This is a genomic window from Mesorhizobium mediterraneum, from assembly GCF_002284565.1.
GTDB classification, from domain to species: Bacteria; Pseudomonadota; Alphaproteobacteria; order Rhizobiales; family Rhizobiaceae; genus Mesorhizobium; species Mesorhizobium mediterraneum.
Map to the genome: position 1 here is coordinate 73,848 of NZ_NPKI01000002.1, position 13,802 is coordinate 87,649.

At 59.9% G+C, this 13,802-nt stretch carries 21 protein-coding genes and 1 tRNA gene; 10 read left to right on the forward strand and 12 right to left on the reverse strand.

Translation table 11 applies throughout. The annotated features are described in order from the left end of the window. Positions 1–79: 79 nt before the first annotated feature. A complete protein-coding gene (locus tag CIT25_RS00855; protein WP_095482691.1) occupies positions 80–697 on the forward strand; it encodes a methyltransferase domain-containing protein in 618 nt (205 codons plus the stop codon). Between the two features lie 390 nt (positions 698–1,087). Here CIT25_RS00855 and CIT25_RS00865 read toward each other — a convergent pair whose 3' ends face one another. The 8 genes from CIT25_RS00865 to CIT25_RS00895 form a co-directional block, all read right to left on the reverse strand. Then, positions 1,088–1,630 carry a hypothetical protein gene (locus tag CIT25_RS00865; RefSeq protein ID WP_245329723.1) on the reverse strand — a complete coding sequence of 181 codons (543 nt, stop codon included), beginning with the start codon at positions 1,628–1,630 and terminating at the stop codon, positions 1,088–1,090. 225 nt (positions 1,631–1,855) lie between these two features. Then, complete coding sequence (locus tag CIT25_RS36110; RefSeq protein WP_158302493.1) at positions 1,856–2,053, reverse strand: hypothetical protein; 198 nt, start codon at positions 2,051–2,053, stop codon at positions 1,856–1,858. Positions 2,054–2,086: 33 nt separating this feature from the next. After that, positions 2,087–2,284: a hypothetical protein gene (locus CIT25_RS36115; RefSeq protein ID WP_127205320.1), complete on the reverse strand. Its 198-nt coding sequence runs from the start codon at positions 2,282–2,284 to the stop codon at positions 2,087–2,089. 61 nt (positions 2,285–2,345) lie between these two features. Then, positions 2,346–4,502, reverse strand: coding sequence for a hypothetical protein (locus CIT25_RS37320; protein WP_245329724.1), 2,157 nt, complete (start codon positions 4,500–4,502; stop codon positions 2,346–2,348). Between the two features lie 542 nt (positions 4,503–5,044). Next, positions 5,045–5,800 (reverse strand): phage terminase large subunit family protein, encoded by a 756-nt coding sequence (locus CIT25_RS00875; protein ID WP_095482693.1) that lies wholly within the window; start codon positions 5,798–5,800, stop codon positions 5,045–5,047. Between the two features lie 295 nt (positions 5,801–6,095). Further along, complete coding sequence (locus CIT25_RS00885) at positions 6,096–6,749, reverse strand: terminase large subunit domain-containing protein (RefSeq protein WP_245329725.1); 654 nt, start codon at positions 6,747–6,749, stop codon at positions 6,096–6,098. Then, entirely contained in the window at positions 6,727–7,152 is a 426-nt protein-coding gene (locus CIT25_RS37325; protein WP_245329726.1) for a hypothetical protein, read from the reverse strand. The genes CIT25_RS00885 and CIT25_RS37325 overlap by 23 nt, the downstream gene beginning before the upstream one ends. A gap of 3 nt (positions 7,153–7,155) precedes the next feature. Then, entirely contained in the window at positions 7,156–7,554 is a 399-nt protein-coding gene (locus CIT25_RS00895) for a hypothetical protein (RefSeq protein ID WP_095482695.1), read from the reverse strand. A gap of 84 nt (positions 7,555–7,638) precedes the next feature. Here CIT25_RS00895 and CIT25_RS38030 point away from each other — a divergent pair, with 84 nt between their 5' ends. The 3 genes from CIT25_RS38030 (at position 7,639) to CIT25_RS00910 (ending at position 8,957) form a co-directional block, all read left to right on the forward strand. Next, positions 7,639–7,764 (forward strand): hypothetical protein, encoded by a 126-nt coding sequence (locus CIT25_RS38030; RefSeq protein WP_280953335.1) that lies wholly within the window; start codon positions 7,639–7,641, stop codon positions 7,762–7,764. A 238-nt stretch (positions 7,765–8,002) separates the two neighbouring features. Then, the gene (locus CIT25_RS00905) at positions 8,003–8,419 is read left to right on the forward strand and encodes a hypothetical protein (RefSeq protein ID WP_095482697.1); all 417 of its coding nucleotides are present in this window, start codon (positions 8,003–8,005) and stop codon (positions 8,417–8,419) included. 232 nt (positions 8,420–8,651) lie between these two features. Next, a complete protein-coding gene (locus CIT25_RS00910; protein WP_095482698.1) occupies positions 8,652–8,957 on the forward strand; it encodes a hypothetical protein in 306 nt (101 codons plus the stop codon). Positions 8,958–9,002: 45 nt separating this feature from the next. Here CIT25_RS00910 and CIT25_RS00915 read toward each other — a convergent pair whose 3' ends face one another. Continuing rightward, positions 9,003–9,437, reverse strand: a complete 435-nt coding sequence (locus CIT25_RS00915; protein ID WP_095482853.1) for a DoxX family protein — start codon at positions 9,435–9,437, stop codon at positions 9,003–9,005. Between the two features lie 131 nt (positions 9,438–9,568). Further along, positions 9,569–10,315, reverse strand: coding sequence for a tryptophan 2,3-dioxygenase family protein (locus CIT25_RS00920; protein WP_095482699.1), 747 nt, complete (start codon positions 10,313–10,315; stop codon positions 9,569–9,571). A gap of 159 nt (positions 10,316–10,474) precedes the next feature. Between CIT25_RS00920 and CIT25_RS00925 the strand changes: the two genes are divergently transcribed. Beyond that, a complete protein-coding gene (locus CIT25_RS00925; protein ID WP_095482700.1) occupies positions 10,475–10,945 on the forward strand; it encodes an Lrp/AsnC family transcriptional regulator in 471 nt (156 codons plus the stop codon). Positions 10,946–10,985: 40 nt separating this feature from the next. On the opposite strand, the gene CIT25_RS00930 is transcribed toward CIT25_RS00925, so the two are convergent. After that, a complete protein-coding gene (locus CIT25_RS00930) occupies positions 10,986–11,168 on the reverse strand; it encodes a hypothetical protein (protein WP_095482701.1) in 183 nt (60 codons plus the stop codon). A gap of 364 nt (positions 11,169–11,532) precedes the next feature. On the opposite strand from CIT25_RS00930, the gene CIT25_RS00935 reads away from it, so the two are divergent. Further along, a complete protein-coding gene (locus CIT25_RS00935; protein WP_095482702.1) occupies positions 11,533–12,048 on the forward strand; it encodes a hypothetical protein in 516 nt (171 codons plus the stop codon). Between the two features lie 66 nt (positions 12,049–12,114). On the opposite strand, the gene CIT25_RS00940 is transcribed toward CIT25_RS00935, so the two are convergent. Beyond that, positions 12,115–12,501 (reverse strand): ester cyclase, encoded by a 387-nt coding sequence (locus CIT25_RS00940; RefSeq protein ID WP_095482703.1) that lies wholly within the window; start codon positions 12,499–12,501, stop codon positions 12,115–12,117. Positions 12,502–12,627: 126 nt separating this feature from the next. Here CIT25_RS00940 and CIT25_RS00945 point away from each other — a divergent pair. The 4 genes from CIT25_RS00945 (at position 12,628) to CIT25_RS00960 (ending at position 13,788) form a co-directional block, all read left to right on the forward strand. Beyond that, positions 12,628–12,701: transfer RNA gene (locus tag CIT25_RS00945), tRNA-Gln, on the forward strand. A 167-nt stretch (positions 12,702–12,868) separates the two neighbouring features. After that, entirely contained in the window at positions 12,869–13,051 is a 183-nt protein-coding gene (locus CIT25_RS00950; RefSeq protein WP_095482704.1) for a DUF3606 domain-containing protein, read from the forward strand. A 157-nt stretch (positions 13,052–13,208) separates the two neighbouring features. Next, the gene (locus CIT25_RS00955; protein ID WP_095482705.1) at positions 13,209–13,418 is read left to right on the forward strand and encodes a hypothetical protein; all 210 of its coding nucleotides are present in this window, start codon (positions 13,209–13,211) and stop codon (positions 13,416–13,418) included. A gap of 184 nt (positions 13,419–13,602) precedes the next feature. Further along, a complete protein-coding gene (locus CIT25_RS00960; RefSeq protein ID WP_095482706.1) occupies positions 13,603–13,788 on the forward strand; it encodes a hypothetical protein in 186 nt (61 codons plus the stop codon). The last annotated feature ends 14 nt before the right edge of the window (positions 13,789–13,802 follow it).

Here is a 13,802-nt window from a genome sequence, read left to right on the forward strand (position 1 = left end):
TTTTAGCGCGGTCGAATTTTGTCCGCTTTTGCGATATTCAAGGGAGGCGCGGCGGGCCTTTAAGGAGGTCGATGTGACAATGACGGAGAGCCTACCCGGTGCCCTGACGAGGCGAAGCAAGCAGGTTGCAAAGCGGCTGATCGGCTACGATTCCCGCAACTGGCTGCGCATCAGGCAGATCGAGGCGTTCACCGCGTTTCTTGAGGCGGACGGCCGCAAATCATCTGACGTGATCGAGGTCTCACCCGGCTGGAACCGCTACTGGAAGACGATGTGCTCCAACTATACCTCGGTCGATTTCCCCGATTTCGACATCTGCAAGGACCGCACTGACCGGCAATATTCCGTCGTCATTGCCGACCAGGTGCTGGAGCATGTGCAACGCCCGCTCGCCGCGGCACAGAATATCCATGCCATGACCAGACCGGGCGGCTGGGCGATGGTAGCGACACCGTTCCTGTTCAGAGTGCATGCCAGGCCGCACGACTACAACCGCTGGACCCCCGCCGGCCTGAAGCAGGTGATGGTCGAAGGCGGCTTTCCCGAAGCCGACATAGAAGTGTTCGGCTGGGGCAACAAAGCCTGCGCAAAAGCCCATATCGGCGGCCCAGTGCGCGCCTACGGCCTATGGCGCGACCTCAGCAATGACGAGGAATATCCGCTGATGGTCTGGGCGTTTGCGCATAAGCCGGAGTGAGCCCTCAAGGTGGCTTCAGCGCCGGCGCTTGAACACCCCCCTCTGTCCTGCCGGACATCTCCCCCTCAAGGGGGGAGATTGGCAGCTTCGCCGATAGCTCACTTCTTCAACGCTGGAGATTGGCGAAAGCCGCCATGCTAGCCAATCTCCCCCCTTGAGGGGGAGATGTCCGGCAGGACAGAGGGGGGCCTGCTTGGCGCTACCCCTGCCGCCTCTTCACCAACCTTGCCAGCCGCCGCCAGGTGCACCAGGGCCAGTCGCCCCGGCTCCTGAACACCCGTTTCATCGCGCCCATGTCACACCCCCAGAAGCACGCGGCGCTGGCCGGTGAGATCACCGGGCGACAGATCGGTCTTGACAGTGCTCAGCGTTCCCTGGCGCTGCTCGAGCTCAGCCCGGAGCGCGGCTTCGCGCGCCTCCACGTCCTTGTCGGCAATGGTCGGTGTTGGTGGCAGCGGCTTCAGCGCCGGCGGCTTTTGAAAAAGGCACATGGTTCCAGCTTTCTCTTGTCCAGTCATAGAGGATGAAGGTTTCGCCGTTGCGGCCGTAGCCCGGCAGACGACAACGTTCAGTGGCGCCCAGCCGGGCAAGCCAGCGCAGCGCCAATTCATTGGCAGCCAGTGCCCGCGCCTCGACCCGCCAGGCGCCGCGCGCAGCGACCTGCGGCCCGAGCACGGCGTGAAAGAACTCAGTAATCCCAGGTACGCAGCGCCTCATGCGGCGCGTGCCCCAGCTCCAAGCGATCCATAAGCCGCCGCGCTGCTCGGCGGCGCCAAAACCGGCTTCCGGATTACCGTCGAGCTCGGCGACATAGGCAAAACCCTGCAGTGCGGTGAGCGCCAGCAGCGCCGGCGACCACTGGTCAAGCTGGCAGTCGATCTCGGCCCGGTCCTCGGGGCGCAGATTGGCGGCGATGTAGGAGAGATCGCGCAAGGTTGCGGGGATGATACGGAGCGTTATGCATATCCTTCGTCATCCCGGTGCGAGGGCGAAATTTCCGAAGCTCGTGCACTGTGCCGTGCCAATGCTGTCCAAGCTTTGGGCCGTCAAGCTTATATATCCAGACAAGATTACTCTCATCCGAAACCTTGGGATTTGCATAATTCAGATATCACCGACCACAGACGGCGCACCGCCTTTACTTAAAGGCGTTGAAAATCAGAATGGGCTGTCATGCATCAGAATGGCAACTACGAATAAAAAATAAATAGTAAAAAATCCGGGAACGCTAAGTGCTGCAGCTCCAAAAAGGACAAAAGCGCGCTGAAGCGGCGTCAATGATTTGGACCTGACGCCTTTTACTGCCAAGTATATCGCCAACACAAGGCTCACAAATCCCCAAAAAAATAATGACATCTATTGTCTCCTGCGGAATCGGGAACACACAGCTTAACCCCACCAAAAAAACCAAATCTCTTTATAGAAAGCAAAATCCCAAATAACTATATATCCTGGAACACTGATAATTGCCGCAACAAAAATAACAGAAACACGCCGATTGGAATCGATACTTTTTGATATAACACCAAACACTGCCAATATTATTGCCAATACAAATGAGACAGACCCGAAAATATAAAATTCCATCGGTTATCCCCTAAAAAATTATCACAATATATGACGATGGGTGCTGAGCTTATCCAGATCGTTACCAATTGCCAAATGACATCCTACTTCCAAATTGCGCCTGTCCAACGGCTGATTGTGCGTAATCGTAAGCCCTTTGCGCATCATCGCGAGCCGAAATCTCTATGGCGCTCGGTATATGGAGCGCCATCTCTCCAGCAATTTTACCTTGGAAAAGTTTCATTGCGCGCGAAGCATATGTTGACGCCTCGTTGCGCTCTTCGTCGGTCTTTAAGGCCGGATCTTTCATGTAATCCTCATTGTCGAGGTATGTTTTCAAAGACGCTACAAGTTTCCTATCGGCCGCGATTACATCGCCCGGCGTTTTCGCGTCGCGATAGTCCCCGTCATGTTGCTTATAGAATCCGTCCTGAATATCAAAAGGTGGTAGGTCAAAACCACCACCCCGAGTACCGCCAGTCCAGCCAGGCCCGCCGTAAATGCCATAGGTAGGAATCTTCCTGTTGAACCAATCGGACCAGCTTAGGGCCTGGTCGCCATCCTGATCATGGCTTATCGGGTGGTCGGATTCCCAATGCTGTTCCGAGTGGCCATCTCCCAAGGGAGTATTGGCGAGGTCGAGCAGACCCATGGGATCAACCACTGCCGCCCGAAGCGACCTGTCGGCCGTATTGTCGGCAACCTTGGATACGCTGGTTCGAAGCAAATGATCGAGCACTGCCCGGCGTTGCTCACGAGGCGTCGCGATGAGCACATTGCGCAAAACCGCGTCCTGGTCCTGTGGAGGTCGATTCTGATCTCGGAGCGTGTCGACAACCCGTTCCGCCACGGAATTCGGCAGCGGTTGTATGGTCTTAAAGCCCATCTGCTGCTGGGCTGCGATGGAGCCGACGATTGCCACTTGATAGTCTTCCAGCTTCGACAGATTGTTCCAGGCAGCATCGAGCTTCGCGAAAGCCCTGCGAACATATCCGCCCGGATCGCCTTGCCTTGCTTTGAACGTCAGATCGGCGGCCGCGGCGATGGCGTCGTGTCGCGCTTTGCCCTCCTCCGGCGTTGCGCTGGCCGCCTTAGTGTTGGCGTCGTTGACCATAGCGTCTATTGCGTTGTTGGGCACATCACGCATGTCGTGGAATTGACGGCTGACATTGACCGCCCGGTTGAATAGCTGAAAGCGCCTGTCGCCTTCCGTCGCGCCATGAACATTGACGAACTGCTCGGGAGTGGGAAGCGGACCGTCATAGGCTCCGGTATCCTTGATGGCTTCAGGTGCATTCTGTTCGGCAAGACTGATATTGGCGCGTGTATCTACCTGTCGTGCCGCATCGACGGCGAGGGCCAGCCGGACCAAGGCCGGCCGGTCTTCGGGCGCAATGTCGTCTTGAAACGCCTGCGCTGTTCGCTCTTCCGGGGTTAGCTGTCCGACGCGGTCGCCCTTCGAGCCCGATGGGCTTGCAGTGTCTTGCCTCGGCTCGCCACCAACCGCGGCGGTATCGTCCTTGGTCCTATCGCCGGCTTGTGTCGCACCGAGCATTTCGGCGGCGCGTTTCGGGTCCAGGCCGATCGTCGCCAGCATCAACGCCTTGGCCGTGTTGCTCCGCCAGGCAACTTCCGCCGCTTGCCTGGCAAGCGGGTTGCCGATCTTGGCGATCAGGTCGAGGCCGTGCTGTCGGATCTCCTCGAAGTTCGCGGTATCGTTAGGGTCGCTCCGTGCGATGGAGTTGGTGGAGATATTCTCGACCTTGGTCCACTGGTCCTGCTCGTACTCGTCGCGGCGCGCCTGCTGCCGCGCCGCCATGCGCTCGGAACCCATCGCGCGGATTGTCTCCTTTTGCCTGGCGAAATTGGCACGTTGGCTTTCGGGTATTTTCGGCAGGGCATCGTCGAACAGCGTGTCGAACAGGCCGGGCTTCACCACTTGGCTGCTGCGCGGATCGACTTGGCCGTACATGGCGTCATGCAGGCCGGCACCATCGGGCGCTGCATTGCCCGCCACATCGGCCTCGGCTTGGGCGATCTGGTCCATCATCTTGCGGCGGGCAATTTCGGCGTCGAACGCCTCCTGCTGCTCTTTGCGCTGTTGAAAGCGCTCGGAGACGGCCGAAAGCTCGCCGCCCAGGTCTTGCATGGCGCCGCCGATTGGCGATCCCTGCGGATATCGCACCACGTTGCCGGTATCGAGCCGGCGCTGCGCCAGTTGGAGAGGTATGGTCGCCATCTAATTGTTTCCTGCCCAACTGGCTCTGAACAAAAGGGGGTCGCTCTGCGGGAGATCACGGCATGGCTGATCGCATTGCATGCCGGCCGCCGCATTCGCGGGCTTTGTCGGATCGACGATTATTGGAGAGACGGCGGAGTTGCCGGCGTTGCGGATCCCCGCCGCCAGAAGCCCCGTGAATTCCGTCGAAACAATGCAGCGTCGTCCGCCCCGCCTCACAGGTTTCGGAGTTTTGCGGCATCATGGATATCGGTGCGGCCAGCACCGGGGAGACAGGCGGAACCCGATGCCGTCGGCGACCAGGAGCCCAGCGCGATATGGCGCACGAACCATCAGCCGTCGACGCTCCAGACAAACGCACCCCCGGTCGAAGTCGGGTGGGTCTAGAGTGGGGCGGCACGCCAATCTAGATGAAAGTTATTTCAAACTTTACACATTAATTAAACCGCTAGTTAATCAGCACATTCACGATCACGTATGCTAACGGCCCCCCTGCTTTGGGGGACTTGTTGACGTGTTAGAAAAGGATGTGTTGGAGAAGATCACCGATAATCTTCCAGCGGGTCGGAAATCTTACCGCTTTTCCGCAACGTCCTGAACTCCGCCGGGTCGACCACCGCTTCCCTCAGCATCATCACGCCGTAGCGGGTCGCCGCCATCAAATCGTCGCGTAGCTTCACCACTTGCCCGTCCTTGCGGTGATAGAGCCGAAACTCCTCGAACCAGGGCAGAAGCGTCGAGAACACCTTGAAGCGGCCCGATTGCATGCGGTCGAGCATTTCCATCAGCCCGGCCTCCACCGAGACGGAGCCGTCGGCGAACTGCGCATGGCGGGTCAGCATGTTCAGCCCATGCGCGGCATATTGCCGGGCCAGCGCAACGCCCGCCCCTTCCAGCGTCTCGCGGCGGCCGTCGCGCGGCCAGGCCCAAGGCAGCCATTCGCCCCAGGGTTTGAGCGTCAGCGCCTGCATGGCGGGCGTCTGCTGCGACGCGCGGCAGGCTTTCGAGACATAGACGACATTGGCCTCCGTATCCCAGGCGAGCTCGACAGCGGCCGAGGGATGGTCCCAGCCGAAATCCAGCGCGCCGAGCCGCGGCCAATAACGCGGCAGCCGGAACGGCTCGCAGACGATCAGTTCTTCCGCCACCGGAAAGATACGGCCGGAGCCCAGCACCGGAATGCCCTTGGCCCGCGCCTCGCGCTCATGAGCTGGATAGGCTGATATGATCTCGGCGCGTTGCTGCGGCGTGTAATGCTCGGCATCGTCGATGGTCATGAAGGTGACGTGGCGGGTCATTTGTACGGCTTTCCGGCTTGAATCGTTTTGGCAGTCGTCGGACGTATGGTGTTGTTTGGGCGAGATCTTTTTCGCGCTGGCGGGACAGCGCCCCCCTCTGTCCTGCCGGACATTTCCCCACTTGGGGGGAGATTGGCAGTTTCCGCGTCCCGCTTGCCTGCAACCGTTGGAGATTGGCGAAAGCCAGGGTGACATCCAATCTCCCCCCTCGTGGGGGAGATGTCCGGCAGGACAGAGGGGGGCGCGCAGGAACGCAACGGGTGAGCGGAAGCGAAAGCTCCGTCTCAAAACCACCTCACCTCCCCATTCCCTCCACTTCCTCCGCCGACAAAAACAACAACACCACATCCGACATGCCGAGCAGCGGCGTGAACGTGACGATGGTGATGCCGCCCGTCGCGTTGGTGCGGGTCAGCCCTTCGGAATAGATGTCGAGCGGCGGTTCCTCGTCGAACCAGACGCCGTGCAGTGTTTCGCCCTGCCACTTCTCGCGGCCCTTCTCAAAACTCTTGAACGACAGTACCGATTCATCGGCCTGCACATCGCCGCCACCGCCGTGGCGGACCACGACGCTGTCGAGCCCATGCGGCGCGCCGCGCCCCATGATGGTGCTGAGAATGGCGTCGGCCGGGATCATGCCGGTGCCCCACGCGGCCGGCTGCTGCGGCGGGCCGATCAGGATGCGTTGCGGGTTGTCGCGCGTGCCCTCGGCGGTGACGCCGGCCGCCCACAGCCGCACCGGCGTGTCGAAAACCTTGCCTTGCCACCACTCGGGATAACGGCCGGTGAGGTGCATCGCCCATTCGGCACCGCCGGCCCTTGTCTTGCCGATCTGGTTGCCGGCCATGAACAGCCGCTCGCGGCTGGTCGCGCCCGCTGCATGGAACTCGGCCTGTTTTGGATAGGGCCGGTACGCGGCAAGCTGATTAGCGCGGCGTCTGCGGTCCAATTCCCTCAGCAGGCTCAGATACTCGGTCTTTGCCGTCGAGGCCCGGCTTTGCGAGACCAGGCTTGGCGAGGCCAGGCTTTGCAAGGCCCGGTTTTGCGAGAAATGGCCGGAGGACGGCTTCGAGGCCGCGGATGCGCTGCCTGATTTCGTCATCGCTCAATGCTTCCAGACTGTTGATGTTGAGATGCAGATCCTTGGGCAGCACCGACAGCACGATCTTTAGATACTGGTCGGGCTTTTCGGTGCGAACCTCGGCGATGACGCCGGCGCCATGCGCCCGGAAATCGGCACGGATCGCTTCCAGAAAACCATCGGCCAGCGTCTTTTTCGTCCGCTTTGGCCGGCTGGAGGACCTGGGTTCCGTCACGCCAGGCGGTTCGTCGTCGAGAGAATCCTCGGCCATGCCCTACCCCGCAGCCCCGGCGAGCGCCACGATCTCGGGCTTCGCCGTTTTCTTGACTGCCGGCGTGGGTCGCTTGCGGGATTTCGCCCGCTTGCCGGCGCGCTTTGCCTTTGGTTTCCGCGGCCGGCTTGCCGCTTCGGGCTTCGCCTTGCCGGAGCCTGTCTGGGCTTTGAGCGCCGCCCTGACGACACTCACGGCATTGTCGCTGACGCCCGCCAAGGGAAAGCCAAAGCCGCCGGCCGCGTCGACGGCACCGCCCCGGACCATGCCGATCTGCACACCGGCCGGAACGTGCTCGACCCGGCCGTGGCGCACAGGTGCGGCGCCCTCGAACTGGCCAATGGCGCTGACGACCTCGCGGCCGTCATCGTCGGTGATGATGGTGGCGTAACGGCTGGACATGGGGGTTCTCTGGCGAGCGACAGGCGTGTTGCGGAAGGGATATATTGATGGGATGGTGAGACGACAGAACGGAGATTTAAGGGGGTGACCCTTTCGGAAATTCGGCATCAGGTGGAAATGGAGATCGACACCTACGTGATCGAGTATCCAGCGGGCATGGTGGGAACGCCGCTGCCGGACACGTTCTTTGTCGAGGCCTTCAGTCGATGAGGCAGGCTTTGGTCGAGCCGTACTGGATTGACGCCATTCCGTTCAACGATGCAGCGGAAACTGTCCGGCCATATGCCGTCATCTCTGACGACCGAGATGGTTATTTCCCGGCCTTTGACCCTGAGACACAGGCATTCGTCCTCATATTCAAAGACGGTAACGCAAGACACCGTGCCTCTCATATCGTGGGCGACACTGTCGGCTGTTTCCTCGCACAATAGTCAATCGCCCGAACTCTATGGAAAGCGAGCCCGCTTTGCCTCGATACCATCCGATAAACGTGCATCCCGAGATAGATTGCAATCAAAGCGACCTGCTCGAATTGCGCTGGACGAACGACGAGGTCGTCGCTGATTTTGTCATTCCCGATGACGCGCAGCATGCGCTCCGCGTGCAGTTCCACAACGAAGTGATTATCCGTATCCTCGATGAAATGCCGCTCAGCACCGAACACGAGATAACGACCAAGGAGGGCTTGGTCGCAAACCATTTCGCTTACCGGGTGGAAGGCGCGATGTTCGAGAAGTCCCAGTCCGAGACGTGGCGGTCGACCCACCAACCCGCGACGCACTACCGCTTCGTAACCGGCTGGGCATGCCTCGACGTTCTGTCGGCCAAGGAGCCGGACTTTCAGATCGTCAAGCGAGGCAGTTAAAACAAAAAACCCGCCTCGGCGGCGGGTCGTTGGCGCAAATCAGCACCATGCCTAAATCAATAGCATAACTGCCGGCACGAAGTCAATGGTGGAGCGATCGATTCAAGGAGAAAATTCCTGCATCGAGCGACACGCGCGCACGAATGTCTCGAAGCGCTCGATCCCCGTACCGCCATGCCGGGATCGGAACCGGCGTTCGCGCGTTTGGAGCTTAGCCAATGGGAGCGAAGCCATGAATGTCGCCAACCTGCAACTCGAAGGCCTGCTGATGGCCGTCGCATCGATCAATCAGGTTCTTGTCCGCAAGGGCGTGCTCACGGTCGAGGAGATAGACATCGCCTTGCGCAGGGCCGAAGCCAGCGAGACCAGCGAGGAACGGTCCGAAGGCATGTCGGCGTCGAGCCGCGATGCCGTCAACTTCCCGATCCGGCTGCTGGAACTGGCCAACCAGTGTCAGCCGGAGACGGACATGCCGTCGTTCTCGAAACTGGCGCGCATGGTCGGCCAGATGAAGGAACCCTACAACGACCAGATGTGACGCCCTCCCCACATCAAAGATGGCAGGTCGAACGAAGGTTCGCGATCAGCTCGCAGACCCAAGCTTCAGCGCCAGCACGCGGCCCGGCCCATGGACGGCAGCAAACAGCAGCCCGGCCAGGAAGGTGAAATGGTCGACGAAGAAGCCGAACTCGGCTTGGTTGCCGGCCCAGTGCGACGGCCCGTGGAAGGCAAAGCCGAGGAACAGCACATAGGCGGCGGCGACAAGAGCGGCCTGTGAAAAGAAGGCACCGGTCAGGAAGCACAGCACGAGGACGACTTCGAGCAGGGCCGCGCACCAGGCCAGAAACAGCGGGAACGGAAATCCGGCAGCGGCGATGTAGCCCGCTGTGCCGCCCATGTCGGCGAATTTGAAAGTCACCGCCATGAGGAAGACGGCCGCGAAGATCAGCCGGCCGATGAGAATTGCCGCGGTTTGCCACGCTGATTGACCGGGTGAATGAGCGGTTTCCAACGACATGATGTCCTCCAGGGTTGCGACGGTTCCGCCCCAAGGACGATACACCAGCCGCAAACCCGACATCGTCCCCTGAGAACCCTTGGCTGGGACAGCGCAAGTGGCCAGGCCGCCGCGAGACTGGGTTCCTGGATCTACTCGGCCGCGTGGTGGCTGATCGAGTCCCGCACAGTCCCATACTGGCTGCCCCAGCGGTCGGTCATGTCGCAGCGTATGTCCCACAGCTCCGGGAAGAAGCGGTGGCGGGCGCCGGCCTCAAGCAGTTCGACCGGCCGGCCCTTCAGCGATTTCGCGCCCAGCCCGATCGAGCGGTGGATGAGGTAGAGATGGTTGGCGCGGAATTTCTGGAACAGCTCATCGAATTCGATCAGCGCCTCGGCGACGACATAGCTGTCGCCGTGATCGTATCTCGCGTCATAGACATCCTCGACCGAGAGCCCGCGGCCATCGAGATAGGACGCCTTGAAGGCCCGCCACAGGTCCGGCGGCATGCGCAGCAGGAGCTTGAAGCCCGGTGATTCCTGGCCGCTGCCATTGCCGAGCTGCAGCCGAATCTCTTGGTATTCCTTGGGCGACATGGTTTCGAGCAGGTCGAGCTGCGCCGTCATCATGCGCATCAGCCGATGCACGCGCCCCATCAGCGTGACGATGCGGTGGGTGTTCTGCTGCTCGAGGAAGTCGACGACATCGACCAGCGTGTAGGTGATGAGCTTCATCCACAGCTCCTCGACCTGGTGCACGATCTGGAACTGCAGCTCGTCGGCATTGACCATCTCGGCCAGCGGCTTCTGGCAGGCGAGAAGCTTGTCGCACCTGAGGTAGACGCCGTAATCGCGCATTTCGGGCGCTTCGATGCGGGCATAATAGTCCGGCTTGTGCATGGCAGCTGCTCCTTTGCCCGGCCCATAGGCTCAGGGCATCTGTTCGGTCCGAGCTTGAAGGATAAGCGCTTTTGGCTTGAACATTGTTCCTTTTTGTTATCCAAATGCAGGAAATGAAGGACGAACGTCCGTTAATGAAGAGATTTTGGAGAACGATATATGCTGGATGCCCTCGATCGGAAGATCGTCGCGGCGCTGGAACGCGACGCGCGAATCTCCTTCGCGGCGCTTGCCGACGAGGTCGGCTTGAGCAAGACGCCGTGCTGGAAGCGGGTCAAGGCGCTGGAGGACGCCGGCATCATCCGCGGTTACTCGACGCGGATCGATCCGGCCAAGCTCGGCTTCGGCATCGAAGCCTTCATCCAGGTGTCGATCGATTTCGAGCTTTCCGAAGCCTTCGAGGCCGCAGTCCAGGCACATCCGCTGATCCGGCGCTGTCACGCCACGACAGGCGAAGCCGACTATCTCCTGCAGATCGTGACGGTCGACATGATGGCGCTGGACAGGATGCTGCGCGTCGAGCTCAGCCGCCTGCCCGGCGTGCGCCGGACGATCACCTCGATGGCCATGCGCGAGATCAAGGGTGGCATTTCTTTCGCCAATGCCGTTGGGCATACGCAGAAGCGATAGTGGGCCGACAGAGGCTGGGGTTTCACGCGATTTGGATGGTTCAGGCTGCGGTTTTGTCGGGCTTGTCCATTCGCCGTGCCGGGCTTGGGGCTGGATCGACGTCCGGCTCCTTCTGCTGTTCGGCGTCGGCTTTCCGCTTCGGGCAGTCCTCGTAGCCATGGTCGCGCCCGCCGCAATATGCGCAGCATTTTGCCGGGATATCGGGGCGAAACATCGTCGTCATGCATTGAAATGCACGTGGCGACCGTCTGGTTGCGTCGCACCGTTACTTTTCGCTTACATTAGGGATTTGGGCGCCGAATCCGAGACTTTAAGGCGTGTAGCCCAGCGCGGCCAGGACCGACAGCCCTGCGACCAGGCCAATTGCAATAACAATGCCGAAATGCCGTTCCAGGAATCTGGGCGGCCCCTGCCAGTCGTATCGCATATCTGAAACTCCGCCGGGTAATCTGGGGCAAAGTGTTCAGGCGTCAAGGCCGGCGGTCCTGACAGGCGATAGACTTGACACCCGGTAGACTTGATGGGCGGTAGACAGGCAGCTGCCATTGTTCATATCGTTGTTCATATCGGAACGCGGGACGGCACTCATGCCCGAGCATCCTTCATCAGCGGGAGAAAGCCATTCCCAGCCCGCTGCGGCACCTGACCCTCGTCTGGCCTTTGTTTATGCGGAGGCGGTGCGTGGGCTCCAACACCAGCAGAACGTGGTGGAGAGCCTCAATACGCGCGCTGGCAATCTGATCTTTGCAACCGCGTTCGTGAGTTCTCTCCTCGGCGGCAGAGCTCTCTTGGATGGGCTCGGGCCGTGGGACTGGCTGGCGCTGGCGCTGCTTTTTCTGATCGGGCTGCTGGTCGTCATCATGTTGTGGCCCTACTACGCCTATACGTTCCGCTTCGATCCAGAGCAGTTGCTCCAGGACTTTGTCGATCAAAACCCTTCCGGATCCATGGATGTGATGCACCGCGCGCTTGCGCTCCGCATTAAAACCGACATGGCCAACAATTGGCGGATCATTCAACGCCTGCGCATGTCGCTACAGCTTGCCCTGTTTCTATTGTTGCTGGAACTTTTGGCATGGCTGTTCGCGATAACCCGCGTCTAGGCTCAGGGCCATTAATCCAGCAAGGTTAAGACTGCCTTGAGACTATACACGCGATAACCTCTCGCGCTAAAGCTGAGCTTCGATGGCCGCCTTGTCTATGACAGACCATACTTGTACGATCTTTTCGTCGCGAAGTTCATAGATCACGTTCTCGGCGAAGGAAACTCTCCTCCCACCTACAGGGAGACCAAGGAACGTTCCTTTCGGCGTGCAGTCGAAACCTAGTCGGCTCGCTATATAAGGCGGATCGGAAATCAGCATCTGGACATTGAAATAAAGGTCCGGAATTTCATCAAAGTCTCTCTCCAGCATTTCGCGATAACCTGACAAGCCGAGCCGCCGGCCGTTGTGGATCACCTCATCATCGACGAACTGTCCCAGCTTCGGCCAGTCCTGCTTATTCAGGCAGGCAATGTAGTCTCGGTAGACGTCGCGGAGGTCGGTTTTAATCACGGCGATTGCTCCTATCTCTACAAGGCCCTGCTGAAAAGGCAGTGTCTCACATGCTCAAGCAGATGACTGCATGAAGCGGCTTCATGCGCGGATGAGAAAGTGCTAGACAGCGTCCACTTCCTCTATTCCCGCTTCGTCTAATGGTAGGACAGCGCCCTTTGAAGGCGTGAATCGTGGTTCGAGCCCATGAGCGGGAACCAGCATCGGACCGCCCGTGCCGGGCAGCCGATCAGTCTTGATCCGATCAGATCGCTGCAACGCGCCAACAATGCCAGGACGAGGCCGGCGTGCCGTCCTTTTCCCAACGGACAAGGATGGTCGGTCGGACCAAGGAGCCCTATAAAGACCACATGTGACGGAGGACGACATGGCCGACGACAAATCCAAGACCAAGCAGGATCGCAAGCTGGCTTCCAGCGAGCAGCCTTACGAAGTCGCCGCCTTTGCCAAGAAATACGGCATACCGCCGAGCGAGGCCGCGACGATCATCAAACGGTACGGGCCTTCGAGGAAGAAGCTCGATGCGCATATGGCGAGCCGCAATGCCTGATCTGTACCCGGCGGCGTCGACCTGGATCATCACCGCGGCTTGACCATGCCGCTTGTTTCCGGCCTGCCGGCGCTATCGACCGGATTCAACGCCAGGTTTCAATAACTCGTTTACTTTGACGCGGTACCACCCAGCGGGGAATCGTTGGGAGGGTCGGATGTCAAACCGTGCATTGCGCTTTGAATGCGTCATGGAGCCAAACGGCCGATGGATGGTGTGGGATGCCATGCTCAATCTGCCGGCCCAGTTTTCGGCGCTTGCGCTGATCGGCCTGTGTCACGATGAGGCGGTTTCGCTCTGCCGCCTCTTGAACGAGACAGCCTCCGAGACAGACGCCATCTATGCCCGGCAGAGCCAGGCCTCCTGATGGTTGCGCCGCACAGCAGGATAAACCTCCCTCCCCGTGGAACGCTGCCTTTGGCTACGGATGGCGTATTGGCACGGCAGGCGAATCTCGCCCACTTGCCCGCTCGCCATTTGCCCGGGATTTTGCCTTGACAAACAAAGGTGCTATATTAGCTGACTAATCGATTCACAGTCGGCGAACCGGCATGGCCAAGAAGAAGTCAAAACTGGAACCGTCCAGCATTTCCGCGGTCTCTTCGGCGGAAGCCTATGAGGCGACCTATTTTGCCAGGAGATGCGGCCTGACGCGGGATGAAGCGCTGAAGATCATGCGCGAGGCTCAAGGCTGGGTGAGCACGACGATGCCATCCACCGCCAAGCGGAAGAATTAGTCCCACGAGGCGGT

Bases quoted from the DNA above. Each gene is read 5' to 3' on its own strand.
- CIT25_RS00955 (WP_095482705.1), top strand. From the start codon at position 13,209: ATGTCAAACCGTGCATTGCGCTTTGAATGCGTCATGGAGCCAAACGGC.
- CIT25_RS00950 (WP_095482704.1), top strand. From the start codon at position 12,869: ATGGCCGACGACAAATCCAAGACCAAGCAGGATCGCAAGCTGGCTTCC.
- CIT25_RS00915 (WP_095482853.1), bottom strand. From the start codon at position 9,437: ATGTCGTTGGAAACCGCTCATTCACCCGGTCAATCAGCGTGGCAAACC.
- CIT25_RS00895 (WP_095482695.1), bottom strand. From the start codon at position 7,554: ATGTCCAGCCGTTACGCCACCATCATCACCGACGATGACGGCCGCGAG.
- CIT25_RS00925 (WP_095482700.1), top strand. From the start codon at position 10,475: ATGCTGGATGCCCTCGATCGGAAGATCGTCGCGGCGCTGGAACGCGAC.
- CIT25_RS00935 (WP_095482702.1), top strand. From the start codon at position 11,533: ATGCCCGAGCATCCTTCATCAGCGGGAGAAAGCCATTCCCAGCCCGCT.
- CIT25_RS36110 (WP_158302493.1), bottom strand. From the start codon at position 2,053: ATGTCATTATTTTTTTGGGGATTTGTGAGCCTTGTGTTGGCGATATAC.
- CIT25_RS37320 (WP_245329724.1), bottom strand. From the start codon at position 4,502: ATGGCGACCATACCTCTCCAACTGGCGCAGCGCCGGCTCGATACCGGC.
- CIT25_RS00910 (WP_095482698.1), top strand. From the start codon at position 8,652: ATGAATGTCGCCAACCTGCAACTCGAAGGCCTGCTGATGGCCGTCGCA.
- CIT25_RS00960 (WP_095482706.1), top strand. From the start codon at position 13,603: ATGGCCAAGAAGAAGTCAAAACTGGAACCGTCCAGCATTTCCGCGGTC.
- CIT25_RS00930 (WP_095482701.1), bottom strand. From the start codon at position 11,168: ATGACGACGATGTTTCGCCCCGATATCCCGGCAAAATGCTGCGCATAT.
- CIT25_RS36115 (WP_127205320.1), bottom strand. From the start codon at position 2,284: ATGGAATTTTATATTTTCGGGTCTGTCTCATTTGTATTGGCAATAATA.
- CIT25_RS37325 (WP_245329726.1), bottom strand. From the start codon at position 7,152: ATGGCCGAGGATTCTCTCGACGACGAACCGCCTGGCGTGACGGAACCC.
- CIT25_RS00905 (WP_095482697.1), top strand. From the start codon at position 8,003: ATGGAAAGCGAGCCCGCTTTGCCTCGATACCATCCGATAAACGTGCAT.
- CIT25_RS00920 (WP_095482699.1), bottom strand. From the start codon at position 10,315: ATGCACAAGCCGGACTATTATGCCCGCATCGAAGCGCCCGAAATGCGC.
- CIT25_RS00875 (WP_095482693.1), bottom strand. From the start codon at position 5,800: ATGACCCGCCACGTCACCTTCATGACCATCGACGATGCCGAGCATTAC.
- CIT25_RS00855 (WP_095482691.1), top strand. From the start codon at position 80: ATGACGGAGAGCCTACCCGGTGCCCTGACGAGGCGAAGCAAGCAGGTT.